Origin of the sequence: Streptomyces antnestii, from assembly GCF_004005495.1 — a bacterium.
Taxonomy (GTDB): domain Bacteria; phylum Actinomycetota; class Actinomycetes; order Streptomycetales; family Streptomycetaceae; genus Streptomyces; species Streptomyces antnestii.
In genome coordinates, this window is the sequence record NZ_RZYA01000001.1 from 69,355 (window position 1) to 84,977 (window position 15,623).

At 68.5% G+C, this 15,623-nt stretch carries 14 protein-coding genes; 1 reads left to right on the forward strand and 13 read right to left on the reverse strand.

Going from position 1 to position 15,623, the window contains the following annotated elements; all coding sequences use genetic code 11:
• Window positions 1–102: 102 nt before the first annotated feature.
• The gene (locus EOT10_RS00285; protein WP_127825957.1) at window positions 103–1,212 is read left to right on the forward strand and encodes a CobW family GTP-binding protein; all 1,110 of its coding nucleotides are present in this window, start codon (window positions 103–105) and stop codon (window positions 1,210–1,212) included.
• On the opposite strand, the gene EOT10_RS00290 is transcribed toward EOT10_RS00285, so the two are convergent.
• The 13 genes from EOT10_RS00290 to EOT10_RS00350 all read right to left on the reverse strand — a co-directional run bounded on the left by EOT10_RS00290 (window position 1,209) and on the right by EOT10_RS00350 (window position 15,446).
• A complete protein-coding gene (locus EOT10_RS00290) occupies window positions 1,209–2,207 on the reverse strand; it encodes a 3-oxoacyl-ACP synthase III family protein (protein ID WP_127825958.1) in 999 nt (332 codons plus the stop codon). The two genes, EOT10_RS00285 and EOT10_RS00290, sit on opposite strands and share 4 nt — an antisense overlap.
• A gap of 25 nt (window positions 2,208–2,232) precedes the next feature.
• Entirely contained in the window at window positions 2,233–3,402 is a 1,170-nt protein-coding gene (locus EOT10_RS00295) for a hydroxymethylglutaryl-CoA synthase (RefSeq protein ID WP_127825959.1), read from the reverse strand.
• A 3-nt stretch (window positions 3,403–3,405) separates the two neighbouring features.
• Entirely contained in the window at window positions 3,406–4,467 is a 1,062-nt protein-coding gene (locus EOT10_RS00300) for a hydroxymethylglutaryl-CoA reductase (protein WP_127825960.1), read from the reverse strand.
• Window positions 4,464–5,558 carry a type 2 isopentenyl-diphosphate Delta-isomerase gene (gene fni, locus EOT10_RS00305; RefSeq protein ID WP_127825961.1) on the reverse strand — a complete coding sequence of 365 codons (1,095 nt, stop codon included), beginning with the start codon at window positions 5,556–5,558 and terminating at the stop codon, window positions 4,464–4,466. Before fni ends, EOT10_RS00300 begins: the two co-directional genes overlap by 4 nt.
• On the reverse strand, window positions 5,555–6,643 hold the full coding sequence (locus tag EOT10_RS00310) for a phosphomevalonate kinase (RefSeq protein WP_223280683.1): 1,089 nt from the start codon (window positions 6,641–6,643) through the stop codon (window positions 5,555–5,557). The genes fni and EOT10_RS00310 overlap by 4 nt, the downstream gene beginning before the upstream one ends.
• Entirely contained in the window at window positions 6,640–7,686 is a 1,047-nt protein-coding gene (mvaD, locus tag EOT10_RS00315; protein ID WP_127825963.1) for a diphosphomevalonate decarboxylase, read from the reverse strand. Before mvaD ends, EOT10_RS00310 begins: the two co-directional genes overlap by 4 nt.
• Entirely contained in the window at window positions 7,676–8,791 is a 1,116-nt protein-coding gene (gene mvk, locus EOT10_RS00320) for a mevalonate kinase (RefSeq protein WP_223280684.1), read from the reverse strand. Before mvk ends, mvaD begins: the two co-directional genes overlap by 11 nt.
• A 63-nt stretch (window positions 8,792–8,854) precedes the next feature.
• Window positions 8,855–9,901 (reverse strand): polyprenyl synthetase family protein, encoded by a 1,047-nt coding sequence (locus EOT10_RS00325; RefSeq protein WP_189490933.1) that lies wholly within the window; start codon window positions 9,899–9,901, stop codon window positions 8,855–8,857.
• 116 nt (window positions 9,902–10,017) lie between these two features.
• Window positions 10,018–10,236: a ferredoxin gene (locus EOT10_RS00330; protein WP_127825965.1), complete on the reverse strand. Its 219-nt coding sequence runs from the start codon at window positions 10,234–10,236 to the stop codon at window positions 10,018–10,020.
• Window positions 10,229–11,656 carry a cytochrome P450 gene (locus EOT10_RS00335; RefSeq protein WP_127825966.1) on the reverse strand — a complete coding sequence of 476 codons (1,428 nt, stop codon included), beginning with the start codon at window positions 11,654–11,656 and terminating at the stop codon, window positions 10,229–10,231. The genes EOT10_RS00330 and EOT10_RS00335 overlap by 8 nt, the downstream gene beginning before the upstream one ends.
• A gap of 82 nt (window positions 11,657–11,738) precedes the next feature.
• A complete protein-coding gene (cyc2, locus tag EOT10_RS00340; protein ID WP_189490936.1) occupies window positions 11,739–12,674 on the reverse strand; it encodes a terpentetriene synthase in 936 nt (311 codons plus the stop codon).
• On the reverse strand, window positions 12,674–14,227 hold the full coding sequence (locus EOT10_RS00345) for a prenyltransferase/squalene oxidase repeat-containing protein (RefSeq protein ID WP_127825968.1): 1,554 nt from the start codon (window positions 14,225–14,227) through the stop codon (window positions 12,674–12,676). The genes cyc2 and EOT10_RS00345 overlap by 1 nt, the downstream gene beginning before the upstream one ends.
• Entirely contained in the window at window positions 14,196–15,446 is a 1,251-nt protein-coding gene (locus EOT10_RS00350) for a cytochrome P450 (RefSeq protein ID WP_127825969.1), read from the reverse strand. Before EOT10_RS00350 ends, EOT10_RS00345 begins: the two co-directional genes overlap by 32 nt.
• Window positions 15,447–15,623: the final 177 nt, after the last annotated feature.

Sequence of the window (15,623 nt, forward strand, 5' to 3'; positions counted from 1 at the left end):
CCGCGGTGTTTCTACGCGCTCGTATCCTGAGTCGGCATTCATTCGTCGTAAGAACGCCGGTGTTCGCGCCGATCGGCGCGACGGCGTGGGAGAGGTCGCGCGTTGAGTCAGCCGAGTCGGGAACACCCGCAGCAGATCCCCGTCGTCGTCCTCGCCGGGTTCCTGGGCTCCGGCAAGACGACCCTGCTCAACCATCTGCTGCACCATGGCGGCGGCACCAGGATCGGCGCGATCGTCAACGATTTCGGCGCCATCGAGATCGACGCGATGGCCGTCGCCGGGCAGCTGGGCGACTCCACCGTCTCCCTGGGCAACGGCTGCCTGTGCTGCGCCGTCGACGCGAGCGAGCTCGACGAGTACCTGGACCGGCTCACCCGGCCGTCGGCCGTCAGCGGCGGTCTCGATGTGATCGTGATCGAGGCGAGCGGCCTCGCCGAGCCCCAGGAGCTCGTGCGGATGGTGCTGGCCAGTGAGAATCCCCGCATCATGTACGGCGGTCTGGTGGAGCTCGTCGACGCCGTCGAGTTCGACGCCACCCGGCAGCGGCATCCCGAGGTGGACCGGCATCTGGCCATCGCGGACCTCGTGGTCGTCAACAAGGCCGACCGGGTCCCCGAGCGGGAGCGGGAGCGCGTTCTCGACCTCGTACGAGAGCTCTCGGGGCGCGCCGCGGTCGTCCCCGCGACCTACGCGCGCGTGGACCCCGAGTTCCTCTTCGACTGCCGGCCGACGCGGGAGCGGATCGGGCAGTTGTCGTTCGACGACCTGCCCCGCCATGACGGCGACAGCGCCGACGTGGACGGGCATGACGGGCATGACGGGCACATGCACGCCGCGTACGACAGTGTTTCTGTCGAGTCCGAAGTGCCGCTCGACCCGAGCCGGTTGATGACCTTCCTCGACAGCCGGCCCGAGGGGCTCTACCGCATCAAGGGGTACGTCGATTTCGGCGCCGCCGATCCGCGCAACAGGTACGCCGTGCACGCCGTCGGACGGTTCCTGCGCTTCTACCCGGAGCCGTGGCCGGCCGGTGAGAGGCGACTGACCCAGCTCGTCCTCATCGGTGCGGGCGTCGACCCGGAGGCGCTCGGCAAGGAACTCGCCGCCTGTAGGAGCGAGGCCCCACACACTGCGGACGAGCACAGCATGTGGGGCGTTCTCCGCTACGTACAGGAGAAGGGCGAAGAAGGTGCGGAGGGGGCTGACTTCTAGAGGTCCGCCCACTCGATCAGGGCGAGGCTCGCGGACATGCCGCCGCCGAACCCGGCCAGCAGGATCAGCTCGCCGGGGCGGAACCTGTGCTCACGGGCGGCCACGTCCAGAGTGAGGGGAATCGAGGCGGCGCCCGTGTTGCCGTAGTGCGTCAGCGTGCGGTGCATGGTGGCACGGTGCATTCCCAGGGCGCCGAAGACCTCGTCGAGCATCACGCCGTTGGCCTGGTGGGGGATGAAGTGTGCGATGTCGCCCGGCTCGACCCCCGCCTCGTGCAGGAACTCCTTCACCAGCTGCGGAAGTTGCTCGACGACGAAGCGGCGCACCTCGCGCCCCGACATCGCGAAGTACTGCAGCCCCGCGTCCAGGCCGGAGTGGTCCAGCGGCATCCTGCTGCCGCCCGCCTGCACGGTGATCAGACCTGCGAGATCACCGAACGTGTGGAGCGCGACATGCCGTACGAGCGTGCCGTGCTCGGCGGGGCCGACCACCATCGCGCCCGCCCCGTCACCGAACAGCACCACTGTCCTGCGATCGGTCGGGTCGAGGATCCGTGAGTAGACATCAGCACCGATCACCAGAGCGTAGCCACCCTGCCGCAGCAGGGCGCCGCCCGCCGCGGACAGGGCGAACACGGCGCCGGAACACACCGCGTTGACGTCGAACGCGGCCGCTCCGGTCGCCCCGAGGCGATGCTGGACGTACGCCGCCGTGGGCGGCTGCGGCCGGTCCGGCGTGGAGGTGGCGACCACGATCACGGACAGCTGCTCGGCCGTGACGCCCGCCGACCGCAGCGCGGCTCGCGCCGCGGACGTCGCCAGGTCCGACGTGGCCTCGCCGGCCCCGGCCCAGCGCCGTTCCCGGATTGCGGTCTTGTGGACGATCCAGGCGTCGTCGACTCCGGCCGGTGTGCCGACCTCGTCGTTGGTGACGATCCGGTCCGGCACGTACGCACCCGTGCCGAGGATCCTGATGTCCTTCAGATCATGGTTCATGCGTGTGTCCCGAGGGCCGGTCCGGTCAGCACGCCTGGTAGAGGCGCTTGTGGCCGCTGATACCGGACAGCCGGAACAGTCCCGTGGTCTGCCGCGGGGTGGCGTGGTCGCCGCCGTCGTCGGGGAGGGCCCACTCGTGCAGCTCGCGGTAGCCGGCGTAGTCGATCGGCCGCCGTCGGGAGACCGCCTCGATGTTCGCCTCGGTCCGCAGCCGGTCCTGGTATCCGGCGACGACGGTCCCACCGAAGAACTCGGCGACGCTGCCGGAACCGTAGCTGAGGAATCCGATGCGCCGGCCGGTCAGGTCGTCGGCCTGGTCGAGGAGCGCGGCGAGGCCCAGGTAGACGGAGGCGGTGTAGCTGTTCCCGATCGCCCTGTTGTAGGCGGTGGTCCGGCCGACGGCACGCGTGACGTCGTCGCCCTGGGTGTCGTGGCCGCAGTAGTTCAGCAGGTGCCGGTGGGCCTTGTGAGCCATCTTGGTGAACGGCTGGTGGTAGCAGAACGCGGCGAACTGCTCCAGGGCGTGGCCGTCCTGCTCCGAGTAGTCCTTCCAGGCCCCCTCCGCCGCCTGGAGGTAGGCGTCGATGGACTCCTTGCCGTCGACCAGAGCCGTGGTGCGGTAGTTCGGCCGCCAGAAGTCCATGACGTCGGCGGTGAACAGGCCCGACGGATCCTCGATACGCACAAGACCCGGATCGGCGCTGACGAGCATGGCGACCGCGGCGGCGCCCTGCGTCGCCTCACCGGGGCTGTCCAGGTCGTACTTGGAGACGTCACTGGCGATGACGAGAACCTGCTGGGCGGGGTCACGCTGCACCAGGCCGATGGCGAACTGCAGGCCGGCCGTCGCCCCGTAACAGGCCTGCTTCAGCTCCACGACGCGGGTGGCCGACGGCAGTCCGAGCAGGGAGTGGACATAGACACCGGCCGACTTCGCCTGGTCGATCGACGATTCGGTCGCGAGTACGACCGTGCGGATCCGTTCGCTGCCGTGCCGGGCGACGACCGGCGCGGCAGCCGTCGCGGCCAGGGTCACGATGTCCTCGTCGGCGGCCGGGATACTCATCGACTCCTGGCCGATGCCCACGTGATACTTGCCGATCTCGGTTCCGTTGTGTGCGGCGAGGATGGTGTGCGGCAGCGCGAACTCGCCGGTGGCGAACGACAGATCGTGGATACCTATGGGGAGGGGCATGCTCTAGACACCAGCCTTCGCGGTCTTGTGGTCTCGTTCCAGTTGGACATGCGCACGCATCAGTTCGCCGGGGTTGGTCTGTGCCGCGAGCAGCGACAGCTCCCCGCAGAGCACCGTGGCCGCCGCGATGACGGCGAGCCGGCGGGCGTTCTCGCCGGGCTCGCGGTCCGCCCGGCAGCCGAGCCGGTTCAGGTTGGTCTCCACGAAGCCCAGGCCCTTGCCGTTGCCGACCGTGCCGACGATGAGATTCGGCAGCGTGCAGGCGAAGTACAGGTCGCCGTCGCGGTCCTCGGCCGTGACGACGCCCTGGGAGCCCTCGACGATGTTCGCCGCGTCCTGGCCGGTCGCCAGATAGAACGCGAGCAGCATGTTCGCGTAGTGGGCGTTCGCCGAACGAATGCCGCCGGCGAGAAGGGTCCCGAGCAGGTTCTTACGGAGGTTCAGCTCGGCGATCTTCGCGGCGCTGGTGTGCAGGACGTCGGTCACCACGTCACGCGGCACGAGCAGCTCGGTGACGACGTTCTTGCCGCGGCCCAGGATGCCGTTGATGGCGGTGGCCTTCTTGTCCGTGCAGTAGTTCCCGGAGATCGACCCGTAGGAGATGCCGGGAACCGTTTCCAGCAGGTGCTTGAGGAGCACGTCGGAAGCCAGCGTCGCCATGTTGTGCCCGGAGGCGTCACCCGTGCTGAACTCGAACCGGATGAACAGCAGGTTTCCGGTGATCTCGTGCCGGATGCCGATGAGTTGGGCGAACCGGCTGCAGCCGCGTACCAGCTCGCGCAGCTCGTCGATGCGGGCCTCGATGGTCCGTGCCGCGGTGAGTGCGGTCAGCGCGTCGGTCGCCTCGACGAGCACGGAGCGGGTCATGCGCTCGTCGACGAGCGTGGCGACGATGCCCTTCTCTGCCAGCCGGGACACCTTCGCGCCGCGGCCGACCGAGGGCCAGAGCGGAGACTCGTACGTGGCCAGCGGTACCTGGGTTTCGGTGGTGGCGACGTTCCCCGAGATGCGGACGGGCCCCACCCACCTCATCGGTATGCCGGCGGTGGCGTGTGCTTCGGTCATCGTGTGCTTCCTGTCATCTCGGAACGACTGTCGGCGGAGCTGCTGCGTCGGGCGAACCGCCGGACGTCTATGCCCCGGTCCGTGCAGAAGGACCGGAGCTCGCCGTGGATCAGCACGTCGCAGCGGGTGAGGTCGGCGGGGGTCCGAGCGCCGAGCATGGTCTGCAGCGCGGCGAGTTGGTCCAGCCAGGTGGAGATCTGGGTGATCAGATCGGGCACGCCACCGTCGATCAGCGTGCGCAGGAAGACGCCCGAGGAGCCCACGGCAACGGCGCCGAGCGCGAGGGCGCGGGCGGCGTCGAGCGGGTTGCGGATCCCGCCGGAGGCCAGCAGAGGGAGGCCGGCATCCCGGGCGTCCAGCAGACAGGCCGGGGTGGACTGCCCCCAGTCGTGCAGGAAGGCGTAGTCGCCCAGGGCGCGCCGGCTGTTCTCGATACGGGCGAAGTCGGTGCCGCCGCGGCCGCTGACGTCGGCGACCCGCACCCCCAGATCCGGCAGCGCCAGGAGGGTCTGCCTGCTGAGCCCGTTGCCGACCTCCTTGACGATCACGGGGACGTCGACGGCCGCCGTGATCCTCGCGATCTGGGCCGGCCACGACCCGAACGACCGGTCGCCTTCCGGCATGGGCGTCTCCTGCGCCGTGTTCAGGTGGATCTGCAGGGCGTTCGCCTCGAGCAGGTCGACGGCACGGCGGGCATTGTCGACGGACGCGGTCGCGTTGACGTTCGCCATCACGAAACCGTCGGGGTTCTCGGCGCGCAGCACGCGGAAGGTGTCGGCGCAGGAGGGGTCCCTGAAGTAGGCGTGCATGGACCCGGACGCGATGGCGGTGCCTGTCTCCCGGGCGGCGACGGCCAGGTCCCGGTTGATGGCGCCGGTCTTGGCGCTGCCGCCCGTCATCGCGTTGATGTACAGCGGTACCTGCCAGGAGATGCCGGCGAACGTCGTGGCCAGGCGGACGTCCGGCCGGTCGATTCCGGCGAGGGCGTGGTGGACGAACGAGACGTCGTCGAACTGGTTGCGTCCGCCGTGCGCGCGCTGCTGCTCCGCAGCGAGCCGGACATGGTCGTCCTTGCGCTGGGCGCTGCTCATTCCTCGACTCCTTCCATGGCGGGGGACACCGGTAGCGGCAGCACCCCGGCCGCCGCCCATCGGCGGCGTAACTGTGAGCGGTCGTACAGGGCTTCGGCGTCCAGCAGGGCGATGCCGCAGTCGCCGCCCCCGGCCCCCGAGGGCTTGGCGGCGCCTCCGGCGTGTTCGGCGATGGCGCAGAGAGCCGTCAGTTCAGGGGTGAAGATGCCGAGGCGGACCTCGTCGTCGAGGCGGACCAGCTCTTCACGGGCCCGCCGGACCTGCCGCAGCAGGCCCTCGGTATCGCCGTCCTCCAGCGCGGTGACCGCGGCGTGCACGAGCTCGCCGGTCGCCCCGACGAATGTCCGGTGCGCGGAGCTGCCCCACCAGGTGCGCCGCTGCAGGTCTGTCACGAGGGACGTGGTGGACACGGGGTTGCCGGTCCAGCCGACCTCGAGGCGAAGGTTTCGGGGCGGCGGCAGCCGTCGTACGGAGAGGCCCGGCCACTGCGCCCGGAGTGCCTCGTCCACTCCCTTACGGCGGGCCAGGTCCAGCACGGCGTCCCGGTCGGGCGCCCGGTAGGCGATCCAGCCGCCCCAGGTGCTGGTGGCGATGTCTCCACCGGATCCCTTGGGGTCGATGCGGGCGGCGGCGAGCAGCGCAAGGCGGAAGCGCTCTTCGACCGTGAGCTCCAGTCCGCAGTGGGCCGCGACGGCGGTGACCGTCGCGACGGTCACCGCGCCGCTGGAGCCCAGGCCGAACTTCCGGCCGTCCTCGTGCAGCGTGCTGCTGATCGACACGGCCAACGGCGGGACGGACCGGCCGCGTTCGGCCAGGAGGCGGACGACGGTCTCGACCGCCGCCACCACATGAGGTGAGCCCGCAGCGCCTGTCAGCCGCCCGTCCCGCCACGAGTGGTGCACCGGGCCGGCTCCGACGTCGGAGGAGACGACGACACCGGGTAAGGCGCCGTCGGACACGGTGACCGTGATGTACCGGTCGACTGCCACCAGGATCGCCTGGTTGCCCGGTTCCACCACCGCGTACTCACCCGCGACGAAAAGCTTGCCCGGAGCACGCCGGGTCACCGTGCGCGGGCCGGTCACCGGCATTCCCCCGCCACCAGACGGGCTCCCCGCCCCGGACCGGCGATGTGCACCGATCCGACCGGCGCAACGGCGCGCAGGGCTTCCGCGACCCGCTCGGCGTCCGGACGTGGGCAGAGCACCTTCACATTGGGACCGGCATCCATCGTCGCGTAGGCCGGCACGCCCTCCCGCCGCAACTGCAGAACGCTGTCGAGGACGCCGAGCGACGCCGGTGACAGGTACCGCACGGCGGGGCGTGCGGCCAGCATGGTGGCGTGCATGCCGAGGGCGTTGCGCTCCGCGATCTCGCCCACCGCCGGCAGGTCGCCGCGGCCGAGCGCGGCTCGCATGTCCGTCAAGTCGGCCCGGCTGGACACCGCCCACGGCTCGTACAGCGGTGAGGTGTCCATCGTGCGCCGCATGGCCTCCCGGCTGGACACCTCCTTGGGGGCCGAGCTGACCACCGCGACCACCAGTGCCGGGTCCAGGTCCACGGCCGGCACCGGTTCGGCGTACGAGCTGAGATCGGCCTCCTCGGGGGTGCCGCCGGTGTGGCCGGCGTGCCATACGGCGAAGCCGTCGAAGATCGACCGGGAGGCCGACCCGGAGCCGCGCCGGGCCAGCCGGGACAGGCCCCGTGCGTCGAGACCGAGCCCGTACGCCGCGGCGGCAGCGACGGCGAGGGCGGCGAAACCGCTGGCCGAAGAGGCCAGGCCGGCCCCGGTGGGGACGGTGTTCTCCGTGTCGACGCGGGCCCGTTCGCCGCGCCCCGACCGCTCCCGCACCAGCTGGAGGAAGGCGGTGATGCGCCGCTCGGCGTCTCCCGTCGCGGGCTCGCCGTTGAACGTCACCCTGTCCTGCCCGGCGCCGGGCGCGAGCCGGACACGGGTGGTCGTCGGGAAGATGTCCAGAGTCATCGACAGGCTGTCGGTACGGGGCAGGAACAGGCGCTCGTCCTTCTTGCCCCAGTACTTGATCAGCGCGATATTCGGCTGGGCGACGGCTGTCGCGATGTCCGTCCGCTGCGCGGACAGCAGGGCGGACGGCTGTTCAGCGCTCATGAGTGGGCCTCCTCAGTGGCACGGCCCACGTCTGGACGGCACCGGCGGCGCGCAGCCGCCGGGCCACTTCCCCGGCCCGCTCCGGACGGGACATCGCCAGCACACAACCGCCCAGACCACCACCGGTGATCTTGGCGCCCAGGCTGCCGGCCTGCAGCGCGGCATCCACCAGCGCGTCGATCCGGCCGGTGCTCAGACCCGCCCCGCGCAGCAGGTCGTGATACTCGGTCAGGCACGCTCCGAATTCCTCGGGTTCGCCCTCGGCGAGCGACGCCTTGGCATCGTCGACGAGTCGCGAGGCACGGCGCATGAATCGGTCCTCCGTTCCGGGCGCGGCCCGGAATCCGGCACGGAGCAGATCGATCGCCTCCTTGGTACTCCCTGCGGTTCCGCTGTCCGCGATGACGAACAGTCCGTCGCAGCCGATGTCCAGCGTTTGTGCCCTGCCCGCCTGGAAGAGGAGCGGGGCAGCGGCACCGACGGCCATGGCGTCGACGCCGCTGGCCCGGCCGTGCGTCAGGTTCTCGGCCTCCTGCACCAGGTCGAACACCTCGTCCTCGGCCGGCTTCCGGCCGAAGAGGCCGGCCAGGGCGAGGATGATCGCCCGCGCGTTCGCGGCGCTGGAGCCGAGCCCGCGGCCGGGCGGGATGGCCCCGTCGAGGCTGACGTCGAGGTGCGGTCCGCCCGTCACTCCCAGGTGCGCCTTGAACGCGGCTGTCAGACGTCGCAGACCGTCAAAGGCCTGTTCGGTGACCGCGCGGGAAGCCGACCCGGTCATGGTGAAGGTCAGATCACTCGGGTTTTCGGCGGCGTGGCCGGACCATGCCGCGCTTGCGGTGGCCGTGAGCTGCGGAATGGGCAACGCGAGCGCCGGGGTTCCGTACACGACCGCGTGTTCTCCCAGCAGGATGGCCTTGGCATGGGCGCGACCGGTACTGACGGCGCCGGCCCGGTGAGCCTTGGAGCCGTCCTCCACCGAGGTCGGAAGGGTCAACGCACTCAGCTCCCCGTGTCGTTGCTGCGGTGAGATCGCATCGTCAGGAATCCAGAAGTCCACGAATCCAGAAGTCCAGGAATCCAGAAGTCCAGGAATCCAGAAGTCCACGAACCCAGGAGTTCATGAATCAAGGAGTCCAGGAGTCCAGGAACTTTCGAGGCGGAGCGTTCTTCAGTGGTTCCTGAACGCGACATATTCGGCGATCGCCAGCAGCGGCCGGCGTTGCACCTCGCTGAGGCCCAGAGCCTCCAGCTGCGCCGCCGCTTCCTTCTTGTGCCGGTCGATCTCGGCTTCCGTCCACGCGCGTCCGCCGGCCGACTCGATCAGCTTGGCGGCGCGGTCGGCCGTGTCGTCGGTCAGCGGCTCTTCGCCGCGGTAGATCGCGGCGAGCTCCTCGGCGGCTGCGCCGGTGCCGTTCATCGCCGCGACCACCGGGATGCTCTTCTTCCGGTTCCGCAGATCGGAACCGGCCGGCTTGCCGGTGGCCGCGGGGTCGCCCCAGATGCCCAGGAGGTCATCCACGAGCTGGAACGCCATCCCCAGATGCCATCCGAACCTGGCCAGGCGCTTACGGGCCTCGGCCCCGCCCCCGGACAGTCCCGCACCCAACTCGCAGGCGCAGCTCAGCAGTGCGGCGGTCTTCGCCTCGGAGACGGCCAGCGCCTCCTTCAGAGAGATGGTCGTGCGGCGCTCGAACGCGACGTCCGCCATCTGCCCTTCGGCGAGGGTCGCGATCGTCTCGGTGAGCAGCTTGGTGGCCCAGATCCGGTGCTCTGAGTCGTTCTGCAGCACCGCGCAGGCACGCGCAAGCAGTACGTCGCCGGCGAGAATCGCGGCCGGCACACCCGATGTGGCCCAGACGGTGGGGCGTCCCCTGCGTTCGAGATCACCGTCCATGACGTCGTCGTGGAGCAGCGAGAAGTTGTGCACCAACTCGACCGCGACGGCGCCACGCACGGCCCGCTGGACCTCGCCTCCGCAGGCCTCCGCAGCGAGGACGGTCAGGGCCGCGCGAACCATCTTGCCGCAGCCCTGGTCCGTCGGCTGCCCTGCCAGGTCCAGCCAGCCGAAGTGGTAACCGACGATCGGGCGTATTCGGCTGCTCAGCGTGTCTATGGTCGCGCGCAGTGCAGGCGTGACGATCTGGGCTGCCCGTAAGGTGTGGCTGCGGCCTGCGTCGGCTGCGCTCTCCAGCGTTTCGGCGATATCCGTGTACAAGAAAGTGCCCCTTGCCATGAGATGGACAGGACGATGCGGCGAAGATCCGCGGGCGTAACGGTGTCCCCTGGATTCGGTGCGGCCGGCCCGGTGTCGAGCCCGGGCCGGCCGACTCGTCAGATCTGGTCCGGGCGATGCCAGGACAACGCCCCGGAGGGGCACTTCTCGACCGCTTCCTGCACTTCTTCGTTCGTGGCGAGATCGGTCGTCGGGGCGTCCGGCAGCAGCTCCACGTACCCCTCGATGTCCTGCCCGAAGTGGTCGGCGGCGGAGATCAGGCACTGCCCGGAGCCCACACACATGTCGCGGTCGACCCGCACCTCGAGGTCACTCATCGTGTGCCCCGCTCTCGGCCCGCTTGGTGAACAGGAACTTCAGGTCCTTCGGGGAGAGCGTGATCGTCGCGTTCATCTTCGGCTCCGAGAAGTCGCTGAGCGCGAAGTCCCAGTGCTGGATCATCATGGCCAGGCAGTACGTCGCCTCCAGCGTCGCCACGCTTTCGCCGAGGCAGCGGTACGCGCCGAACCCGAACGGCATGAACGCGGACGCCGTGACCTCGCCACCGTCCTTGTCCAGCCAGCGGTCGGGGTCGAACTCGTCGCCGTGCGGGAAGTTCCGCTCGTCCCGCTGCTGTCCGTAGTGCGAGTACAGGATCGCGGCGTCCTTCGGAATGGCATAGCCGCCCAGCGTCGTGTCCACCGACGCCTGCCGTGAGAGGAGATACGAGGACGGGTACATCCGCAGCGCCTCGAACAGCACCCGCTTGAGCGCCGGCAGATCGTGCCGGCCGATCTCGATGTCCGTCCAGTCACGGTCCTTGACCAGCGCGTCGATCTCCGCCCGGCATTCGGCGAAGATCCGCGGGTGCCGGGCCAGTTCGTAGCAGGCCCAGCTGATGGTGTTCGCCGTGGTCTCCGTCGACGCCAGCAGGATCGTCGCGGCCTGGTCACGGACTTCGGTCCGGTCGAACTTCTCGCCGGTCTCCGGGTCGGTGGCGTTGATCAGCATGTCGAGGAGACCGGCCTCCTCACCGGCTCCGTTACGGAACTTGTCGTCGATGACCGAGTACATGTACTCGTTGAAGGCGTTGAGCAGCCTCTCGAAGTCCCGGTTCGACTTCGTCGGCAGGTGCTTGTAGACGCCGGTCACATCGACGGCCTGGATCGCCGCGTTCTCGACGAAGACCGGAACGGCCTCGCGTACGAGTCGCAGGACCTCCGGCGGGGTCTTCTCGCCGAGCATGGTCGAGGTCACGATGTCGCAGCCGACCCCCATGACCGGCCCCATCAGGTCGTAGGGCTGCCGCTCGGGCATCGAGGCGACGAACTCGGCCATGATCTGCCGCATCACGGGGAGGTGCATGGCAAGCCGGCGCTGGCTGAACGACGGGAGCATGATCCGCCGTTGCCGCCGGTGCAGGTCGCCGGAGGTCGTGACCACACCGTTTCCGACCATGTTTCGCATCTTCTTGAAGTGGATGCCGCGCACGAACTTGTCCGCGTCACTCACCAGGATCTGGGCGAGCAGCTCGTAGTCGTTGACGAAGTACGCGGTTTTCGGGCCCAGTTTGACCCGCGTCACCGGGCCTGCGTTACGCACCGTTTCGATGAACTCGAAACGGGAGCGCAGGATCATCGGCAGGTGCCCGAGCACCGGAACGCCACCCGGAGCCAGGCCGGGAGTCTTACCCGGAGCCGTGGTGGTCCTGGGGGTGGTGACGGCGTCGGTGGTGCGGGGAGAGGTGGCAGTGCTCATCGCTGGGAAGTTCCCTTCATCCGTACACCCGAGGGGTGCGGAGAGATGGCTTCTTTGTGGTGTCGATGGTGCGAGTCGCTGCTCAGCGGTAGCGGTCGGTCTCCGTCGGCCAGGTCGCCGCTGCGTAGATCAGCGGTCGATGGCATGCGAGGTAGTCGAGCAACTCCTGTGCCTGGCTGCCGAGATGGAGGCTGCGCCCGATGGATTCTTCGATGCAGTCCAGGTCCGTGACGGCCTGCATGCACTCATCGCGAACGTGGGCCAGCGCGGTGCTCTCGTCGTAGCCGGCGTGGTCCATCAGGATCCGCACCGCATTCGACTTGTCGACCGCCTTCTTCTCCCGGCCCCACGAGTAGTAGTCGTTCGACAGACAGCCGAACCGCACCACCACATCGTCGATCGATCGCCGGATGGGGTCGTCACGCAGCGCGGCGAAACTGCGGCCGCCGTTGATCCACTTGTCCAGAACGACCTGGACGTCCATCGTGCAGTAGCCGCGGCGGAAGCTCAGATACGTCGCCAAGGACGTCTTCTTGGTGTATTCGTTCCAGACCCCTTCCCATTTCATCGCCGTGATGGCGCGCTTGATCTCGTGCCCGATCTCGTCGGCCGCCTCCGTGCCGAGCGCCGCGTCGAGCCGGGACATCGTCGTCCGTACCAACTCGAAGAAGGGGTCCGGCAGACGGGTCCCGGAAGCTCGCCAGGTGTCCACCACCTCGGTCACCCCGTCGAACCACTCGCCCGGAGACAACCGCCCGTCGTCCTCCTGGACGTAATCCCACCGGTCGTCGTTGACGATGAGACAGGCGGTCCACAGCGAAGCCGCCAGCAAGGTCTCGGCATCCGCATCGGGATAGACAAGCGCCGCGGCTCCCACGATCTTCGACTGCCCGGAAATAACGGCGCGGTCGGATTCCTGGAGCCCGAGCCCGGCGATGAGGGAACCGTAGGCGGATTCGGTCTCCGCGATATTCGGGTTCCGCCGGCCTTCGTACGTGAACTCGATCGCTGCAGGCATCAGTACCTGCTCACGACGGCACGACCGCACAGCACCGTCACATCGACGATCCGGAAAGGCGTGTACAGGTCCTTGCCCATCCACAGGGGAGGGTTCTCCCTGGACTCGTCCTCGAGGAAGTCCTTGGCCCGCGATATCGCTGCCGCACACTCCTCGGAACCCTTGCCGCCACGGCCGGCGAACAGGTCGAGCGCCATCACGGCGTAGGCCGTTTCCTCGGAGGACGGCTCCGCCATTCCCCAGCCGCCCGAATCCGTCTGGTTTCGCAGCAGCCATTCCCTGGCGCGACGCAGCGAATCCAGTTGCGGTTCATCCTGCTTCCGGGCGTCGAGAAGAGCCTCGACACACGCCGTCGTGGAGTAGTACGGCGAGACATTCCACTTGTCGTACCAGCAGCCGTCCTCGGTCTGCTGGGAAATGACCCACTCGGCACATGCGTCCTCGACGGCCCCGTATTCCGTGATGTCACGGTGCATCCTGAGGTGATTCAGGTATTCGAGGGCGTGCGCATTCACGGTCTCCGAGGGCGTCTGCTCCGTCGGATACGAAACGAAGTGGTCCTCGTCCCAGAACTTCATCAGGATTTCCGGGTGAGTGGGGGCGCCGAGTTTGTCGCCGGCCAGATTGGCGTAGGCCGTGTCGTCTCCGTCGGGCGGCAGGCCGGGCCCGCCGCCGATACCCGATTCACCGAACCCGGCGGCCAGCTCTTCGACGACTTCCTTGGGGATCGGCACGTCCGGGAAGTACTTGAGCACCAGATTGAGCACCCAGAGCGCCTCGAAGTACGGCATGGAGCTTCCCATGGGGATAGCTCCGCGGTAGCGGCTCCGCGCTTCTTCGAGATAGGCGCGAGTCGGTTCCCCGGCGTCCGTCCCCACGGCCGACACCCAGGCCACCGTGGACGACGGGGAACACGTCACCGCACCGTCCGCGGCGGGCTTCACCGTCGCCGCGAACTGTTGCGGCAGCGGATGGAATGCCTCGAGTGTGTGCCATGCCGTCTTCGGGATGGCCTGCCCCTGGGCGATCAGGTCGTTCAGCCGGCGCCACAACTCAGGCTTCGCGCCCGGCGGGTTGGGAAACTCCCGGTCGTGCCCCGCCTGGCCACATGCGGCCGGGCAGTGGCGGTGCAGCACCTCGCCCAGCACATCGATCAGGCTGGGCACGATGATCTCGGATGCCACGGTGTCGGGCAGCTTCGGCAGCCCGCCCGCACCGAGCGCCAGCTCCCAGAGCTTTCCGCAGGCCCGCGCCACGGCGTCCGCCACCGCGGCCCGGTCGGCGTATTCCGGCCGGGAGGACAGACCCGCCACCGCGCCCAGCGTCGGTACCAGCTCGAACCCGACCGAACCCCACAGGCCGTCCGGTCGCTGCGTCGCGAGCAAGTAGTCGATCTGCGGTGCACCGACGTCCGCACGCTCGGATATCCGCAGAAACTGTCCGGTCTCGTACGGTGAAGGACTGAATTTCGTTACCTGGTCGGCGGCGCGGTCCTTCAGCAGGGCCGCTATCCGATCGGCATCACTCATCGCCGGCACCGCTTCCGTCGGCACCCCGCAGATTGACGGGGAGCGTCTTCAAGCGTCGGCTGATGAGCAGTACCGGCTGCCAGTCCGGAGTTTCGTATCCGGGGCTGAGGTCGGGGAAACGGTCCAGGAGAATCCTGAAGAATTCATCCGCTTCCATCCGCGCGAGTGCCGCGCCGAGGCAGTAGAACATGCCGGTGGCGAAAGCGAGGTGGTCGTTCGGACGCCGGGTGGCATCGAATCGGTCCGGGTCCTCGAATACCTCCGGGTCGCGGTTCGCCGCCATCAGCGCCAGGAGGAACTGCTGCCCCGCTTCGAAGTGATGACCGGCGACTTCGACGGGTTCGGTATTGGTCCGTGTGATCACGGAAGCCGGTCCGGCGAGCCGGAGCATCTCCTCGACCGCGCCCGGCATCAGGTCGGGATCGGACTTCAGCAGCTCCAGCTGATCAGGGTGATCGAACAGCTGGACAAGGCCACTGGTGATCAGCCCGCCGGTGGTCTCGTGCCCGGAGAAGAGCAGCATCACGCAGTTGGAGAGGATCTCCGCCTCGCTCAGGAGGCCCTCGCGTTCGGCGGCGACGAACGCACTGATCAGGTCGTCCTTGGGATCGGCCCTGCGCTCCTCGACCACCTCCAGGACGAAGTCCTGCATCGCCAGCAGGCTCCGCTGGCACTGCATGAGCCGGTCATAGCTGACGATTTCGGCGATCGCCCCGATGTCGGCCGACCAGGCGAGCAGTTGCGCCCTGTTGTCCATGGGCACGCCGAGCATCTCGCCGATGACGCACGCGGGCAGCGGATACGCGATGTCGGAAACGATGTCCATCCGGCCGGCCGGCTCCACCGCATTCAGCAGTTCATGCGACAACTGCCGCACGCGCGGCCGCATCCGGTCGATCATGGCCGGAGTGAAGAAACGTTTCAGCAGGCCGATGAACCGCTGGTGATCCGCGGGAACGGTGTGCCCCATCCACTTCCCGACGGCGGTGCTCAGCGGCTCCAGCTCCTCCTGCTGTTCGGGGCTGAGCAGCCGGATGCCCTGTGTCAGGTTGGCCGGAGCCATGCGGTGGTCTTTCAGTACTCGGACGATATCGGCATGCCGAGTGAGAAGTGCCGCGTCGATGACCGGAACCCAGGCGATCGGGGTCTTCTCGCGTAACTCGCGGAGCTCCGGAATAGGGTCCGTGCTCTTGTCGGACGAGATCAGTTCGTACTTGGGAAACCTAGTCTCCAAGCCGTTCATCTAGTGCATCTCTCCAGTCGCTAAAAGGGCGAACTTCATGATCGGCAACCCGACGACGTTCGGCAGCGTAGACAGGGCCATATGTCGGCGTCAACCTCGACTTGGCGCCCTGGTCAGGGGTTTTGCGTCAATCTCGACGGGACGTTCTGGCCAGGGTTTTGAGGGCACATCGCTGGG